Source organism: Streptomyces sp. 3MP-14, assembly GCF_006334905.2.
Taxonomy (GTDB): domain Bacteria; phylum Actinomycetota; class Actinomycetes; order Streptomycetales; family Streptomycetaceae; genus Streptomyces; species Streptomyces triticirhizae.
Genome location: NZ_VDLZ02000010.1, coordinates 257,171 through 271,387, shown reverse-complemented (window position 1 = coordinate 271,387; position 14,217 = coordinate 257,171). Strand labels below are relative to the sequence as shown.

The 14,217-nt window shown below is 73.7% G+C and carries 11 protein-coding genes and 1 pseudogene; 4 read left to right on the top strand and 8 right to left on the bottom strand.

Annotated features, from left to right (window positions below):
* Nucleotides 1-89 precede the first annotated feature (89 nt).
* Nucleotides 90-1,955 (top strand): bifunctional serine/threonine-protein kinase/glutamate ABC transporter substrate-binding protein, encoded by a 1,866-nt coding sequence (locus FH609_RS18475; RefSeq protein ID WP_139668941.1) that lies wholly within the window; start codon nucleotides 90-92, stop codon nucleotides 1,953-1,955.
* On the opposite strand, the gene FH609_RS18470 is transcribed toward FH609_RS18475, so the two are convergent.
* The 6 genes from FH609_RS18470 to FH609_RS18445 form a co-directional block, all read right to left on the bottom strand.
* The gene (locus tag FH609_RS18470) at nucleotides 1,928-2,998 is read right to left on the bottom strand and encodes a protein kinase family protein (protein ID WP_139668939.1); all 1,071 of its coding nucleotides are present in this window, start codon (nucleotides 2,996-2,998) and stop codon (nucleotides 1,928-1,930) included. The two genes, FH609_RS18475 and FH609_RS18470, sit on opposite strands and share 28 nt — an antisense overlap.
* Before the next feature lie 30 nt (nucleotides 2,999-3,028).
* Nucleotides 3,029-4,177 carry a PLP-dependent cysteine synthase family protein gene (locus tag FH609_RS18465; protein ID WP_139668937.1) on the bottom strand — a complete coding sequence of 383 codons (1,149 nt, stop codon included), beginning with the start codon at nucleotides 4,175-4,177 and terminating at the stop codon, nucleotides 3,029-3,031.
* Entirely contained in the window at nucleotides 4,174-4,560 is a 387-nt protein-coding gene (locus FH609_RS18460; protein ID WP_139668935.1) for a hypothetical protein, read from the bottom strand. The genes FH609_RS18465 and FH609_RS18460 overlap by 4 nt, the downstream gene beginning before the upstream one ends.
* A 48-nt stretch (nucleotides 4,561-4,608) precedes the next feature.
* Nucleotides 4,609-5,826, bottom strand: coding sequence for a hypothetical protein (locus FH609_RS18455; protein WP_139668933.1), 1,218 nt, complete (start codon nucleotides 5,824-5,826; stop codon nucleotides 4,609-4,611).
* 224 nt (nucleotides 5,827-6,050) lie between these two features.
* Nucleotides 6,051-7,802: a lipopolysaccharide biosynthesis protein gene (locus tag FH609_RS18450; protein ID WP_139668931.1), complete on the bottom strand. Its 1,752-nt coding sequence runs from the start codon at nucleotides 7,800-7,802 to the stop codon at nucleotides 6,051-6,053.
* The gene (locus tag FH609_RS18445; RefSeq protein ID WP_226961783.1) at nucleotides 7,799-9,097 is read right to left on the bottom strand and encodes a glycosyltransferase family 4 protein; all 1,299 of its coding nucleotides are present in this window, start codon (nucleotides 9,095-9,097) and stop codon (nucleotides 7,799-7,801) included. The genes FH609_RS18450 and FH609_RS18445 overlap by 4 nt, the downstream gene beginning before the upstream one ends.
* Nucleotides 9,098-9,788: 691 nt before the next feature.
* Here FH609_RS18445 and FH609_RS31750 point away from each other — a divergent pair.
* The gene (locus FH609_RS31750; protein WP_139668926.1) at nucleotides 9,789-10,301 is read left to right on the top strand and encodes an adenylyltransferase/cytidyltransferase family protein; all 513 of its coding nucleotides are present in this window, start codon (nucleotides 9,789-9,791) and stop codon (nucleotides 10,299-10,301) included.
* On the opposite strand, the pseudogene FH609_RS18435 reads toward FH609_RS31750, so the two are convergent.
* Nucleotides 10,244-10,972: pseudogene (locus FH609_RS18435) on the bottom strand (CDP-alcohol phosphatidyltransferase family protein); the annotation flags it as partial. The gene FH609_RS31750 and the pseudogene FH609_RS18435 sit on opposite strands and share 58 nt — an antisense overlap.
* Before the next feature lie 128 nt (nucleotides 10,973-11,100).
* On the opposite strand from FH609_RS18435, the gene FH609_RS18430 reads away from it, so the two are divergent.
* The gene (locus FH609_RS18430) at nucleotides 11,101-12,192 is read left to right on the top strand and encodes a hypothetical protein (RefSeq protein WP_139668924.1); all 1,092 of its coding nucleotides are present in this window, start codon (nucleotides 11,101-11,103) and stop codon (nucleotides 12,190-12,192) included.
* A 112-nt stretch (nucleotides 12,193-12,304) separates the two neighbouring features.
* Here FH609_RS18430 and FH609_RS18425 read toward each other — a convergent pair whose 3' ends face one another.
* On the bottom strand, nucleotides 12,305-12,997 hold the full coding sequence (locus FH609_RS18425) for a bifunctional DNA primase/polymerase (protein ID WP_139668923.1): 693 nt from the start codon (nucleotides 12,995-12,997) through the stop codon (nucleotides 12,305-12,307).
* 309 nt (nucleotides 12,998-13,306) lie between these two features.
* Here FH609_RS18425 and FH609_RS18420 point away from each other — a divergent pair, with 309 nt between their 5' ends.
* On the top strand, nucleotides 13,307-14,179 hold the full coding sequence (locus FH609_RS18420; protein ID WP_139669024.1) for a dimethylarginine dimethylaminohydrolase family protein: 873 nt from the start codon (nucleotides 13,307-13,309) through the stop codon (nucleotides 14,177-14,179).
* The last annotated feature ends 38 nt before the right edge of the window (nucleotides 14,180-14,217 follow it).

Below are 14,217 nucleotides of genomic sequence, written 5' to 3'. Positions count from 1 at the left end.
TCTAGACGCGCCAGCCCCCGAAAACGCTCCGGACGTCCTCCACCCCGGTACCGGCTACCGTTGTCGGTGGCGTCTGTCAGAGTGGTGCCGTGGAGCCACTGAGTGATCAAGACCCCCGGCGGCTGGGTGAGTTCACGCTGCTCGCGCGGTTGGGCAGCGGCGGGATGGGGCGGGTGTATCTGGGGCGTTCGCCGGGTGGGATGCAGGTCGCGATCAAGGTGATCCGCGAGGACATCGCGGAGGACAGCGGCGTCCTGGCCAGGTTCCGCCGCGAGGTGGCCACCGTGCGCGCGGTGCGCAGCCCCTACACCGCCCGCCTGGTCGCCGCCTCGCTGGACGCGCCGCCGCACTGGCTGGCCACGGAGTTCGTCCCGGGCCCCACCCTGCTGCGCGCCTCGCGCGGCACGCCGCTCGAACCGGCCCTGTGCGTCGGCCTGTTCGCGGCCCTGGCGGAGGCGCTGGCCGCCGTGCACGCGCACGGCGTGGTCCATCGCGACGTCAAGCCGCACAACGTCATCCTGTCCCCCGGCGGCCCGCAGCTGATCGACTTCGGGATCGCCAGGGCGGCCGAGCACACCGTGCTGACCCACACCGGCCAGACGCCCGGCACCGTCGGCTACACCGCGCCCGAGGTGCTGCTGGGCGGTCCGGCGGGGCCGGCCGCCGACGTGTTCGCGCTCGGCGCGACAATGGCGGCCGCCGCGACGGGCCGCCCGCCGTACGGCGCGGGCGAGTGGCCGGTGGTCAGCTACCGCGTGGTGCACGGGGAGGTCGACGTCGAGGGCGTCGAGCCTCGCCTCGCCGAGCTGATACGCGGCTGCGTGGCGCGCGAGCCGGGCGACCGCCCCGACCCGGCGGAGATCGTTCGGCGTTGCGCGGTCTCGTTCGCGCTCGCCGAATACCCGCCATACCGGCGGCTGCTCGAAAGCGCGGTGCCGGCGCCTCCACCGCCACCGACGCATCCGGCGCATCCGGCGCATCCGCCCGCAACGCGCCGCCGGCGCCCGCCCCTGCTGGCGGTGGGCGGCCTGGCGGCCGGCGGCCTCACGGTGGCGCTGCTGCTGTGGCTGCTCCCGGACGGCGAGAGCGGGAACGGCGGGAACGGCGGGGCGGCCGGCGAGTCCCCGGTCGAGTCGCCGGACGAGTCATCGGACGAGGGCGGGGTCGGCGAGGGCGGCGAGGACCCGAGCGGCAACGGGGACGGGAGCGGGGACGACAACGGGGAGGGGGGCGACGGCGGGAGGCTGACCGTCGGCGTGAAGTTCGACCAGCCCGGCCTGGGCGTCCAGGACGTCAACGGCGAGCTGAGCGGCTTCGAGGTGGAGGTCGCCCGCTATGTCGCCGCCGAGTTGGGCTTCGACGAGGACGACATCGACTGGGTCGAGGCCCCAGCCGCCGACCGGGAGAACCTGCTGCGGCGGGGCGAGGTGGACCTCGTCGTGGCCACCTACACCATCACCGAGGACCGGGAGGCCGTCGTCGACTTCGCCGGCCCCTATCTCACCGCCCACCAGGACCTGTTGATCCGCGCGGACGACGAGGTGGCCGACGTCGCCGCCATCAACGACCTCACGCTGTGCTCGGTCACCGGCAGCACCTCGGCGCTGAACGTGCGGGACGGCCTGGCACCCGGGGTCCAGTTGGAGGAGGCCGACACCTGGACCGAGTGCTTGGCCGCCCTCGACGAGGGCCGGGTGGACGCCCTGACCAACGACGACGCCCTGCTGGTCAGCTACGCCACCCGCGCGGAGAACGCGGGCGACTACCGCCTCGCCGGCCTCGGGCTGAGCACGGACTACCAGTACGGGATAGGGATTCCCGAGGGCGAGACGGAGCTCCGCGACGAGATCAACGCGGCGCTGTCCCGGATGATCGAGGACGGTTCGTGGGAGGCGGCCCTTCAGGCCCATCTCACCGGCGTGGCCGACTACGACCCGAGCCCGCCGGAGCTGTGAGTACCGGAGACGTTCTCCGGGGGAAGGGGCGTCGCCCGGCTCTCCTGCCGGAACCGGCGGAAGAACTCCCCCATCACCTCGGCGACCGGCGCGTGTCGGGCGAGGAGCGCCGCCACACCGGCGGAGACGTTCTCCGGTACGTCTCCCCTCGCACAGGCGCGTACGAACGCGGCCCTTTCCGGGGGCGGATGCCCGTAGAGTGCGACGGACAGCCAGTTCACCAGGTAGGTGGCGGCATAGCGGCGATCGTAGCTGAGGTGCCGGTGCAGGAAGTCGGCCTCGTCCGGGGCGAGTTGGAAGCGGGAGGAGAGCGCGAGCCCGAAGTCGGCGAAGTAGAGCCGCCGCCCGTCGGTCAGGATGTTCTCGAAGTGGGCGTCGAGGTGCAGCAGCCCCTGGGCATTCATGAACGAGATCCCGGAATCCAGCTCTCGTTCCACCATGGCGCAGGCCCGTTCGGCCGTCGTGCCGCCGGCGGCGATCCGTTCGTCCAGCCAGTGGTGCAGCGTCTCCGGGAGGTACTCCAGGAACAGGACGAGGCGCGCGGAGGAGTCCCGGAGCGCCTCGATCCGGCGGCGGATCTCCGTTCCGCCGCCCCAGTAGGCCACCGCCCGTTCCACGTCGGCCAGTTCCTCGGGCAGCGGCCGGGGCTCGGCCGGCAACACCCGCCAGTGGTGGGTCAGCGGGAAGCCCTCGTGTTCCCCCGCGAGCACCCAGTTCGTCGTCATGACGTGCACGGCCAACTCCCGCCAGGCGCCGAGGCCCGGGCTGCCGACGGTGCCGATGCCGTAGTGGCAGAACGCCGGCAGCGCGAACAGGTTCGCCGTGGAGTGGACGTTCTCCGGCCGCCTTTCGATGTCGGTGAGGCGCACCTGCTTGACGAAGACGGGCGTCCCCTCGACGTCGAGCAGCGCCGAGGTCCCGCCGATGCCGGAGCCCAACGGCGGGGCGGCGTTGACCCGTTCGCGCAGTTCCCGGTCCCCGCACAGCGCGAGGGAGGTGGAGACGGCGGCGTGGGCGGCGAGGCGGGCGTCGCGGCCGTTCACGAAGGCAGTCCATTCATGAAGGGGGTCCGTTCATCGTTGGGGCGGGGTGGCGGGCCGCCAACCGTCGCCGCGCGTGAAGGGCTCGGCCCGGGCGAGGGGATCGGCCAGCCGCCAGCCCCTGGCCTCGGTCCACGCGTCGTCGTAGTAGGTGTCCCGGTACGGCTCTCCGGCGTCGCCGACGAGCGCGACGACCGGCCCGGCGTCCCCGCCGCCGTCCCGGCGCATCCGGTCGACGAGGTGGAACGCGCCCCAGAGGCAGGCGCCGGAGGAGGGGCCGGCCCGCAGCCCGGTCACCGCGTGGAGGTGGCGCATCGCGGCCACGCTGGCGGCGTCGGGAACGGGGATGACCAGGTCCACCACCTCCGGGTCGAAGGCGGGCTCCATCCTGGGGCGGCCGATGCCCTCGATCCGCGAGGGCATTCCGGTGCTGTAGTCGAGGACGCCGCCGGCCCAGCCGGGGAAATAGGAGGAGTTCTCCGGGTCCACCACGGCGAGGCGGGTGGGCAGGGAACGCGCGCGCAGCCGGCGGCCGATCGCGCGGGAGGTGGCTCCGCTGCCGACGCCCACCACGATCCAGGCGGGCGCCGGCAGCCCCGCCTCGTCGAGGTCGCGCAGGATCTCGCCCGCCAGACCGGAGTCCCTCTCCGCCGCCTGCGCCGCGTTCGCCGCGTCGAGGGCCGCGCCGACGCGGCGCAGATGGTCGAGGTAGTGGCCGCCGGCCGCGCGGGCCAACTGGTCGGCCTTCTCGTAGACGGCGAGCGGCGGGTCGGCGGGATGGCAGCGACCGCCATGCTCCTCGATGCGGCGCCGCTTGGCGGCGGAGGCCCTCTCCGGAACGACGGCGGTGAACGGGAGGCCCAGCAGCCGCGCGAAGTGGGCCTGCGCCACGGCCATGTTGCCGCTGGTCGCCTCGAACAGCGGCGTGCTCCGGTCGATCTCGCCGGCGCGCAGCGCGGTGAGCAGCAGCTCTCGGGCCGGCCCGTGCTTGAGGCTGCCGGTGGGCCGCCGCGACTCGTCCTTCAGGTACAGCGCCGGCCCCGGGGGCCCGTCCGCCGGGGCGGCCAGCGGAAAGCGACGCAGCGGCGTCCGCGCCTCGGCGTCCCGGTCCGCCACCAACAGATCGATGGCCCACCGCGCCCAGGGGGTGAGGTGCGGGCCCTCGTTTCCGGAAACGGTCATGGACACCCCACCACGGCGGAGAGGAGACGTTCGGACTCGACCATCCCACGCGCGGGGAGGACCGTTCCGAATCTCTGCGCGGCCACGGTAAGGCTCACCTCGTCCCCGTTGACGAACCTCTCCGGTTCGGACGGCAACAGCGCTCGCTTCGCCGTATAGGCCCAGTAAGCCCATCCCCGGTGCAGCCCGGCGCGGGCCACCCAGTGGCTTGTCGCCACCCCTCGCTGCGCCAGGGCCGCCTCGATCGCCGTGTACCGGCGCGGGGAGCCCGGGTCAGCGCCCATGCGGGAGAGGAGTTCGCGCGGTGCGATGCGGCGGGCGAACGTGATGCGGTAGCCCAGATCGAAGAACCGGGGAATCCAGGACACACTGCTGCCGCTCATCCGGCCGCCCTCCCCCCATCCCGTGCGCCCTGCCCAAGGGTCCTCCCGTCAACTCCGCACCACCGTGCGGAGTTCCAGCGCCGCGCGGAGCCAGGCCGCCGCCGCCTTCGCGGCGGAGCCGATGGCCAGGCCCCAGGCCGCGCCGAGGATGCCGCCGGTGGCGTAGCCGACGAGCAGGGCGACCACGGAGAACGCGGAGAAGACCAGCTGGATGGGCAGGGTCGCGCGCGGGGTCAGCACCCGCAGCAGGAGCAGCGCGCAGGTGCCCAGGGCCATGAACGCGTACTGGCCGCCGGTGGCGGTGAGGATCTCGGACGCCGAGTCCCAGGTGGCGCCGAGGAGTTCGCGGCCCATGGTGTCGGGGAGAACGGTGAGGACCGTGGCCCACACCAGGGCCGTGACGGCCAGGGTGGCGCCGGCGGCGAGGGCGGCGCGGGCCTGACGGTGGGCGCCGGGGCGGGCGTTGAGGAGCGGCGGGCCGAAGCCGGTGGCGGCGTTGAAGAGCACGTTGAGCGGCCCGAAGAGCGTGCTGGCGCCGCGCAGCGCGCCGACGGCCAGCGGGTTGGCTATCAACCCCAGGCCGATGATGGCGAGTTGGGACGCGGCGTTGCCGACGCCGAACTCGACGACGAAGCGCCGCCCGAGGTGGCGGTGGCCGAGCAGCCGTGCCGGGCGGATGCCGCGCACCTCGCGCGTGCGCCAGGCGAGCAGCCCGGCGGCCAGCAGCAGCGCGGGCAGCGCCGACAGGCCCCAGGCGAGGACGAGTTGTCCCGGCCCCGAGCCGTGTGGCTGGGCCGCGAGCACGGGAACGACGACCGCCAGCCGCAACGTGTCGACGGTCAGGGCGAGTTGGGGTATGCCCAGCAGCGAGCAGGCGTAGCGGAGCACGTCCTGGGTGAGGACGATCGGCAGGACCAGGCCGAGCGCGGCCAGGCCGGCGGCGGTGCCGCCGGGGAGGGCGAACGTGGCCAGCGCCAGAACCGCGCCGAGGGCGGCGGAGCCGGCGAGGGTGAACGTCGCGGCGTCCCAACAGTGGCGGTTGAGGGTGAAGTTGGCGCCCCGGCGGAGCACCAGGGGCTGGCCGACGTAGGCACCGGTGGCGCCGAGGAGGACGGCGAAGACGGTGTAGACGACGGCGAAGGAGGCGAAGTCGTCGGCCGTCGACTGGCGGGCGGCGACGATCACCACGGCGATGTTGGTGAGGGCGGCGACGCCCTGGTCGGCGACGGCGGCCAGGGAGGTGAGGGAGGTGCGGGGGCTCTTCACGGACGGGGGTGTCGGGGGTTCGGCGGGGCCGGCCGGGCGGGGCGAGGCGCCGTTTTCTCTGCTCACTGGGTGTTTTCTCTGCTCACTGCGGGGGTCAGTGGGTGGTGGCGGGCGATCGGGTTGCGCGCCGGGGTGCGCGGGATGGCACACGGGGTGGTGCGCGCCGGCGCGGCCGGGCGGCGCGCGCCGTAGGTGGGTCGGTGCGGGATGGTCCGGGGCGTGGGTCAGGGGCGGGGGTCGTTGCTGCCGTCCTCCAGTTCGGCGGGGTTGAGCACGCGCAGGCCCATGGTCTCGGAGTTGCCCTCGCCCCGGTCGGGGGCGGGGCTGCGGCGGGCGCCCGTGGGGCCGCCGGGCGCGGCCCGTGGGGCGGGCGCGGCAGCCGGCGCGTCGCGCGGCGTCTCGGTCTGGCCACGGGTGTGCTCGGAGCCGTTGCCCCAGGAGTGGAGCACGGCGCCCAGCAGCAACCCGCCGGCGCCGACGACGAGTTCACGGACCCGGGCGAGGTCCTCGCGGCGCACCTCGCCGGGGTCGCAGACCACCAGCACGCCGTCCACGCGGTCGATCAACGCGATGGCGTCGGCGTAGGAGAGGACGGGCGGCGCGAGCACCACGACCACCGAGCCCCGGGCGTCGGCGTGGCCCAGGAGTTCGGTGGCGGCCGGGGAGGTCAGGGCGCGCGGCACGTTGCGCACCCGGCGCCCCGGGACCAGGTCGAAGATGCCGGACTCCCCCGCGTCTATCGGGACGCGCATCCCGGCCGGCCAGCCGCCGCCCTCGGCGCGGCCCGGGGTGCGGGCCCAGCCGGGGCGGACGCCGTCGGCGTGCCGCAGCTGCTCGATGAGGGTGGGGGTGCGCAGGTCGGCCTCGACGAGCAGGGCGTTCATGCCCATCTCGGCGAACGCGGCGGTGATGTTGACGGCGGCGGCCAGCGGCGTCTCGATGCCGCCGCGCGGGGCGACGACCAGCAGCCGGCGGCGCTGGGCGAAGGTCTCGTCGTAGGCGAGGCGGAACGCGATGGAACGGTACTCCTCCGCGAGCCGGCCCTCGGCGAGGAGTTGGTCGGGAACGCGCCCGGCGCGCGGCAGCACGCCGAGCACCGGCGCGCGCAGCGCGCGGGTGACGTCGCCCGCCGTGCGGACAGTGGGGTCGAAGACCAGCCGCACCCAGGCGGCCAGCAGCCCCAGGCCGATGCCGACGACATAGCCCAGGCCGAGCAGCAGCGGCAGCCCCGGCCCGGCCGGCGAGGTGGGCGGGGTGGCCTCGGTGATGACCCGGCCGCCGGTGGTGTCCAGGGCGCGCAACGCGCTGATGTCGGAGTTGAGTTCGGCGATCTGGCCGACGACCTGGGAGAGGTCGGCGACGGCCAGGTCGTAGGCGGCGGTGCCCTCGACGAGGGTGTCGACCTCGGTCTGGAGCTGGTCGCGGCGCTCCAGCAGCGGCTCGCGCTGGCCTTCGAGGGATGCGACGTTCTGGGCGATGGTCTCGTCCGCGTCGGCCTGCCGGTTGGCGAGGTAGGCGGTGACGAACGCGTTGGCGCGCTGGGCCGCGACCTCGGGGTCGTTCGCGGTGTAGGCGAACCGCAGCACCTGCGTGTTGGGCGGGTTGGTGACGGCCAGGCCGCGCTTGAGGCGGCCCAGGCTCTCTGCGGTGCCGAGGGTCTGGCCGGCGCGCTCGGCGACGATGTCGCTGACGGCGGTGCGGCGTTCGGAGCCCATGGCGACCCGGTCCATGGCGGCGGTGCCGGCGAACGGGTCGGTGGTGGGGGTGCGCAGGCTGACCTCGCTGGTGGCGACGTAGCTCTCGTTGGCGGTCAGGCCCAGCCAGGCGCCGCCGGCCAGGCCGATGAGGATGCCGCAGATGATCAGGGCGCGGTAGCGCAGCAGTTGGCGGAACTGGTCGCGCAGCAGGTCGGGTTCGTCCCAGGGCTGCTGGGGCTGGGCGGCGCGCTCCGCGCCCGCGACCGCGACCGCGCTCACGCCGGCGCTCCCCGGGGCGGAAGCGCCGGGCGCGCGGTGCGGACGCGCGCCGGCGCGTGCGCGGCCAGGGCCTCGTCGAGCAGCGCGGAGATCCGGGTGAGGCCGGCGGCGCGGGAGAGGTGGGTGGCGGCGTAGGCGGCTCCCCTGGCGCCGATGGCGTCGGCCTCGACGGGGTCGGCGACCAGTTCGCGGGCGGCGGCGACCAGCGCGGCCGGGTCCTCGGGCGGCACCAGCCGGCCGCCGGCGGAACGCCGCAGCTCCTGCGCGGTGCCGCCGTTGCCGGCGACGGAGGCGATGACCGGGCGGGCGGCGACGAAGTAGGAGGTGAGCTTGGAGGGCACGCTCATGTCCAGGACGCTGGCCCGCTGGGTGACCAGCAGCGCGTCGGCGGCGGCCAGGATCTCGGGGAACTCCGCCTCGTCGGCCGGCGGCAGCAGGTCGACGTTGGGCAACGAAGCGGCCCGCTCTGCGAGTTGGGCGCGACAGGAGCCGTCGCCCATCAGCACCACGCGGAGTTCGGGGGCGAGCCTGGCGGCGTCGATCAGCACGTCGAGGCCCTGCTTGAGGCCCATGTTGCCGGAGTGCAGCAGCACGGTCTGCCCGGGCGGCCAGCCCAGCCGCGCGCGGGTGTGTGCGCGGGGGCGCGTGGGGGGCGTGACATGGGACCAGTTGGGGACGAGGCGCACCCGTTCCGCCGGCACGCCCAGGGCGCGCACCCGTTCCCGGAACGACTCGTGGATGACGCCCACCAGGGTGGCGCCGGCCAGCATCCGCCGCTCGACGCCGGAGGCCAGGGCGGCGACCCGCCCGCCGCCCGCGATGCCGCTCTGCGCGGCGGCCGCGCCCATCAGGTCCTGGACGATGGGCACGAACGGAACGCCGTGGCGCCGCGCCAACCGCGCGGCGAGCAACCCGCCGGCCAGGCTGGGCACCTGCGCGACCACCGCGTCGGGCCGGGCGATCCGGGGCGGGGCGAGCAGCCCGTGGCCGAGAATGCTGCCCTCGTAGGCGGCGCGCCGCACCGCGCTCTGCCGCGCCGGGACATAGTGCCGACGGCGGTGGACCAGCACGCCTGCGCGCTCGTCGACCAGCCGCCAACGCCCCCGGTAGGCGGGGTCGACGCGCCAGGCCGGGTAGTGCGGCAGCCCGGCCAACACATGGACCTCCGCGTCCCGTTCGGCGGCCCAGTGCTCGGCGAGCTGGGTCGCGTAGGGGCCGATTCCGGCCTGTTCGGGGGCGTAGTTGGTGGACACCAGCAGCAGACGTTCGCCACCGGGGGCCTGCGGGTCGCTCACGACGCTCCTCTTCTCCGCCTCCGTGGCAGCTCCCGCCCTGCGGCGGTCTTCTGCCCCCGGGACAGCGGTGGTCTTCCCTGGCAGCGGTGGCGCACAGCCTATCCGCGCGTCACGGGTGGGGCACGACCACGCGTCAGCTTCCGGACGGGCGGAAGGCGTCGGGCCGGGAACGCGCCAACCCGCCCCGTCACCGGGCCGGTTCACGCAAAACGGAGCAGCGCTCCGTTCCGGCCGGGGGTTGGTGTCGTTTCGGAGCGCTGCTCCGTTTCCGGTTCCTGCGGGGCGGTTCATGCCGATCCGGAGCGCCGATCCACATATCCGGCCGACCCACGCCGATACGGACCGCCGCTCCGCTTCGGCCGGTCGGTTCCCGCCGATATGGAGCACTGCTCCGCTTGCCCATCCCATCCGCACCGTTCCGGAACGCCACTCCGTTTCCGCTGGGTGGTTCGTACCGATCCGGAGCACCGCTCCACTTACCCGGCCCCATCTACGCCGATCCGGAGCGCCGATCCACTTGTCCGGCCCGACCCACGCCGTTGCGGAACGCCACTCCGATCCGCCGGCCGGCTCCTCCCGTTCCGGAGCACCGCTCCGTTCCCGCCAACCCGTTCGTTCCGGGCCCGGGGGGCGGGGGCGCGGGTTAGGGTGCCGGGGAAGCGGTGACCGGCCAGTGGGGGGTTCGGGCGTCATGCAGACCGTGGGCTACGCACCGGGGGTCTACGACCTCTTCCATGTGGGGCACCTCAACATCCTTCGGCACGCACGCGATCGCTGCGACTACCTGGTGGCCGGCGTGGTCTCCGACGAGATGGCGACGCTCGCCAAGGGCAGGCCGCCGGTGATCCCGCTGGTGGAGCGGCTGGAGATCGTGCGCAGCATCCGTTACGTGGACGCCGCGTTCGTGGAGACTGTTCCGGACAAGTTGGAGACCTGGCAACAGGTCCGGTTCGACGTGCTGTTCAAGGGCGACGACTGGCGCGGCACGCCCAAGGGCCAGAAGTTGGAGCGCGACTTCGCCACGGTGGGCGTGCGGATCGTCTACTTCCCGTACACCGTGCACACCTCCAGCACTCAACTGCGGGGCGCGCTGGAGGCGTTGGGCGGAACCGGCGGGGTCGGTGGAACCGGCGGCCTCGGCGCCTCGAGCGCCGAGAGCGCGCGGAACCAGCGCGTCGAGAAGCCCGCGCAGAACAGGCCGTAGGCGCAGGCCAGGACGGCATAGCCGTAGCGGAACGCGCGTTCGTCGCCCAGCAGCACGAACAGCAGGCACAGCGTTCCGTAGTCCACCGGCAGCAGCGCCACAGCGCGCCGCCGGGACGGCCCGGGCACCGGCCCGCCGGCGGGCCCTGGCGCGTTCCGGCGCAGCTGCTCGGTGAGCAGCCCGCCGAAGAAGATCAGCAGATGGGCGAGTTGGAAGCCCAGCGGCAGCAACAGCCAGCCGCCGCCGGGAAGTTCGAAGTGGCGATGGAACGCGATCAGCACCACCGCGTGCAGCGCGGTGATCTTGGCCAGATCCACCACATGGTCGAGCCACTCGCCGGCCGGGCTCGACCGGCCCAGCAGCCGGGCGAGTTGACCGTCGGCGGAGTCCAGCGCGAAACCGAGGAAGAGCCCGAACCACACGGCCACCCCCACCGCCCAGGAGGGCGGCGCCAGCGCGACGGCCGCCAGGGCCGCGCCGCTGACGGCGGCGCTCAGCAGGGTGACCTGGTTGGGGCCGAGGCCCAGCCGGTAGGCGGCGGCCGCCAGCCGGCGGCCGACCGGTCGGTTGACGTAACGGGAGTACAGGGACACGCCCTTGGCGGTCTTCTGCGCCTCGGCCAGCCGCGCAACGGCCGCCCCGTACCCCAAGGTTCGCCCCGTCCCCACCATGGGCGGCATCCTCCCACGGCACGCGGGCCCGCTCCCAGGCCCCGCGTCGGCATCCGACGCACGCGCGCGCCGCCGGCACGGATACGATGCCTGGGCCGGAGCGACACACGACGGGGAGGGCCGAGGAGATGCGGCTGCGCGCACGACTGACGACAACCACGGCGGGGCTGTTGGTGAGCCTGGCCACGGTGGCGTCCCTGTCGGGCTGCATGACGGTGCACGGCGAGACCGCCGTGGTGCCGGCGGCCACCGAGAACGAGGCCGAACAGGTCCTGGAGCACTACTTCGAGGTCACCAACGAGGCGCGGAGAACGTACGACGCCGAGTTGAACGCGACGGTGGAAGCGGGTGCGCTCGCGGAGATCAACGGTGCCGCGCTGATCGCCCAGGGCGCGTTGGCCGAGGACCAGGCCGCCGAGGAGGGCGAGGAGGCCCCGCCCGAGGAGGAGACAGGCGGGGAGGCTCCGCCCGAGGAGGAGACGGGCGAGGAGGGCTCGGCCGAGAACGGGACGGCCGAGGAGGAGTCCACCGAGGAGGACGGGGGCCTGACCCCGGTCAACCCCCGGTTCCTGATCCCGCAGCAGGCCGGCTGGCCCAAGTTCTTCATGGTGGACACCGAGATCCAGGACAGCGATTACCGCTGGCTGATGACGTTCTCCCGCGACAGCGTGGACGAGCCGTGGAAGGCGCGCTACCTCTCGGTGCTCCAGCCGTCGGCGATCCCGGAGTTCGCGGAGGACGAGGACGGCTTCCTGGAGGAGATCCAGATCTCCAGCGAGAGCACCGGCCTGTCGGTGATCCCCAGCGAGCTGGGTGAGACCTATGCGACCTACCTCGCCGAGGGGCAGGGCTCGTTCCTCGGCGGCCCCCACACCTCCGAGGTGCTGGCGACCCGCGACGAGTGGGCCAATGACCCGGCCGTGGGCATCGAGTACGCGGACGTTCCGCAGGAGGAGAAGGAGCACCCCACGTTCGCCGTGCGGACGGCCGACGGCGGGGCGCTGGTGCTGTTCACCATGCGGATGGACGAGAAGCGGACCTGGGCCGAGGGCCAGACGCCCGTGATCGAGGAACTGGTGCAGCCGCTGATGCAGGGGACCGCCACCCGGGCGGTGACCCTTCAGCGGTACGCCACGTTCACCGCCTATGTGCCGGAGGGCGAGGACCCGGTCGACCTGCGGGCCCGGATGGGCGGCGTCTTCAACGCGCTGGGCGAGTAGCGCACGGCGCGGCGGGAGCGGAACGAGCCGCAGGAGCGGAACGAGGGGGCGGGGCCGACGGCCTCGCCCCCTTCCGGTTCCGGCCGGTCAGTTGGGCCAGCCAGGCTTTCGGTCAGTTGGGCCAGGCCGGTTCGCGGTGGTGGCTGGCGCAGGCGTCGGTGAGGGTCTCCAGCAGGGCCAGCGGGTCGGGCAGCGGATGCTCCGGGCCGCGCAACCAGCGGACACCCTCTCCGCCTTCCTCGGTGAGCCGGGCCGGGGGCAGCAGGACATAGCTGCCCCGGCAGTGCCAGCGCAGCCCTGGGTGCTCGTCCATGGTCTCGGGGTGGCAGTCCAGCTCGCACGGCCACCACTCGTCCTCGTCGTCGGGCGTGCCTCTGGTCGCGGTGAAGAACAGCATCCGGTCGGGGTCGGCGACGGCCACCGGGCCCAGCTCGATGCCGTCGGCGGCCAAACGTTCCAGCGCCTCCAGGCCCGCCGCCAGCGGCACGTCCAGCACGTCGTGGACGCGGCCGGTGGCGGTGACGAAGTTGGCCTCGGGGTCGGCGCGCAGCCAGCGCAGCACCTGCTCGGCGTCCGTGGTGGCCTCCGCGTTCCAGGTGAGGGAGACCGGGTGCCGCGCCGGTGTGGGACAGCCGATCCTGGCACAGGAACAGCCGTAGCCCTGCGGGTGCGCGGCCGGGGCGACGGGCAGCCCCGCTCTGGCGACGGCGAGCAGCGACTCCTCACGGGCCTGCGCGGCGGCCTCACCGCCGGCACCTCGACCACCACGACGCAACCAGCGGGGAAATCTGCTCTCGCGTGCCATCAGGTGCTTACCGCCTCACTTCCGTCCCGTAAGCAGACCAGCGTTCGGAGGACCGGCCTTATTCCTCAGCCGTCCCTCGGGTCCCCGTGGGTCTCCACCGGTCCCTTCGGGACCTCCCTGGACCCGCTGAGGGCTCCTCCGGGTTGGCGCTCATCCTGCCCTGTCCCCGGCCCGGATGGGTAATCGGGGGAGGCCGGGTGAACGGCTTCGGGGCTGGGCACACTGTGCTCACCGCAGTGCTTCACGCACCTCTTCCAAGCGGCCCTTCACCCACAAGGAGCCTCTGTGTACCGACCCCGTCGCTATCTGATGTGTCCTCCGGAGCACTTCCGGGTCACGTATTCGATCAATCCGTGGATGGACCTGAGCAAGCCTGTCGATGTCCGACTGGCCATGGCCCAGTGGAGCGATCTACGTGACTGTTATCGCTCGCTCGGCCACACGGTGGACGAGCTGACCCCGCATCCGGACCTGCCCGACCTGGTCTTCACGGCCAACGGCGGGCTGGTGCTGGAGGACCGGGTGTTGGGGGCGCGCTTCGCCCATCCCGAGCGGTACGGCGAGGCCACGGTGCACGAGGAGTGGCACCGCGAGCGGGGGTGCGCGGAGTTTCAACGCGCTCAACACACCAACGAGGGCGAGGGCGACTTCGCGGTGACGGACCGGTGGCTGCTGGCGGGCCACGGCTTCCGGTCCAGCCCGCTGGCGCCGCAGGAGGCGCAGGAGTTCTTCGGCCGCCCGGTGATCGCGCTCGACCTGGTGAACCCCCGCTTCTACCACCTGGACACCGCGCTGTGCGTGCTGGACGACGGCGGGAACGGTGACGAGGACGGGCCGGCGCACGGGAACGGGCCGGCGCACGGGAACGGGGACGGGCCGGCGCGCGGGAACGGGGGCGGGCCGGCGCGGAGCACGGTCATGTACTACCCGGGGGCGTTCTCCCCGGGCAGCCGGGCCGTGCTGAGGCGGCTGTTCCCCGACGCGATCGTCGCGGAGGAGGCGGACGCGCTGGCGCTCGGCCTGAACGCGGTCTCCGACGGCCACCACGTGGTCCTGCCGCAGGCCGCCGTCGGGCTGTTGGAACCACTGCGGGAACGGGGCTTCGAACCGGTCCCGGTCGACCTGTCCGAGCTGCTGAAGGCGGGCGGCAACGTCAAGTGCTGTACGGCGGAGCTGCGTTGACGAGGCGGTGAGGTTCTCCGTTTCCCCGCTTCCCGCCC

Bases quoted from the DNA above. Each gene is read 5' to 3' on its own strand.
- FH609_RS18465 (WP_139668937.1), bottom strand. From the start codon at position 4,177: ATGACCGTTTCCGGAAACGAGGGCCCGCACCTCACCCCCTGGGCGCGG.
- FH609_RS18460 (WP_139668935.1), bottom strand. From the start codon at position 4,560: ATGAGCGGCAGCAGTGTGTCCTGGATTCCCCGGTTCTTCGATCTGGGC.
- FH609_RS31750 (WP_139668926.1), top strand. From the start codon at position 9,789: ATGCAGACCGTGGGCTACGCACCGGGGGTCTACGACCTCTTCCATGTG.
- FH609_RS18430 (WP_139668924.1), top strand. From the start codon at position 11,101: ATGCGGCTGCGCGCACGACTGACGACAACCACGGCGGGGCTGTTGGTG.
- FH609_RS18425 (WP_139668923.1), bottom strand. From the start codon at position 12,997: ATGGCACGCGAGAGCAGATTTCCCCGCTGGTTGCGTCGTGGTGGTCGA.
- FH609_RS18420 (WP_139669024.1), top strand. From the start codon at position 13,307: ATGTGTCCTCCGGAGCACTTCCGGGTCACGTATTCGATCAATCCGTGG.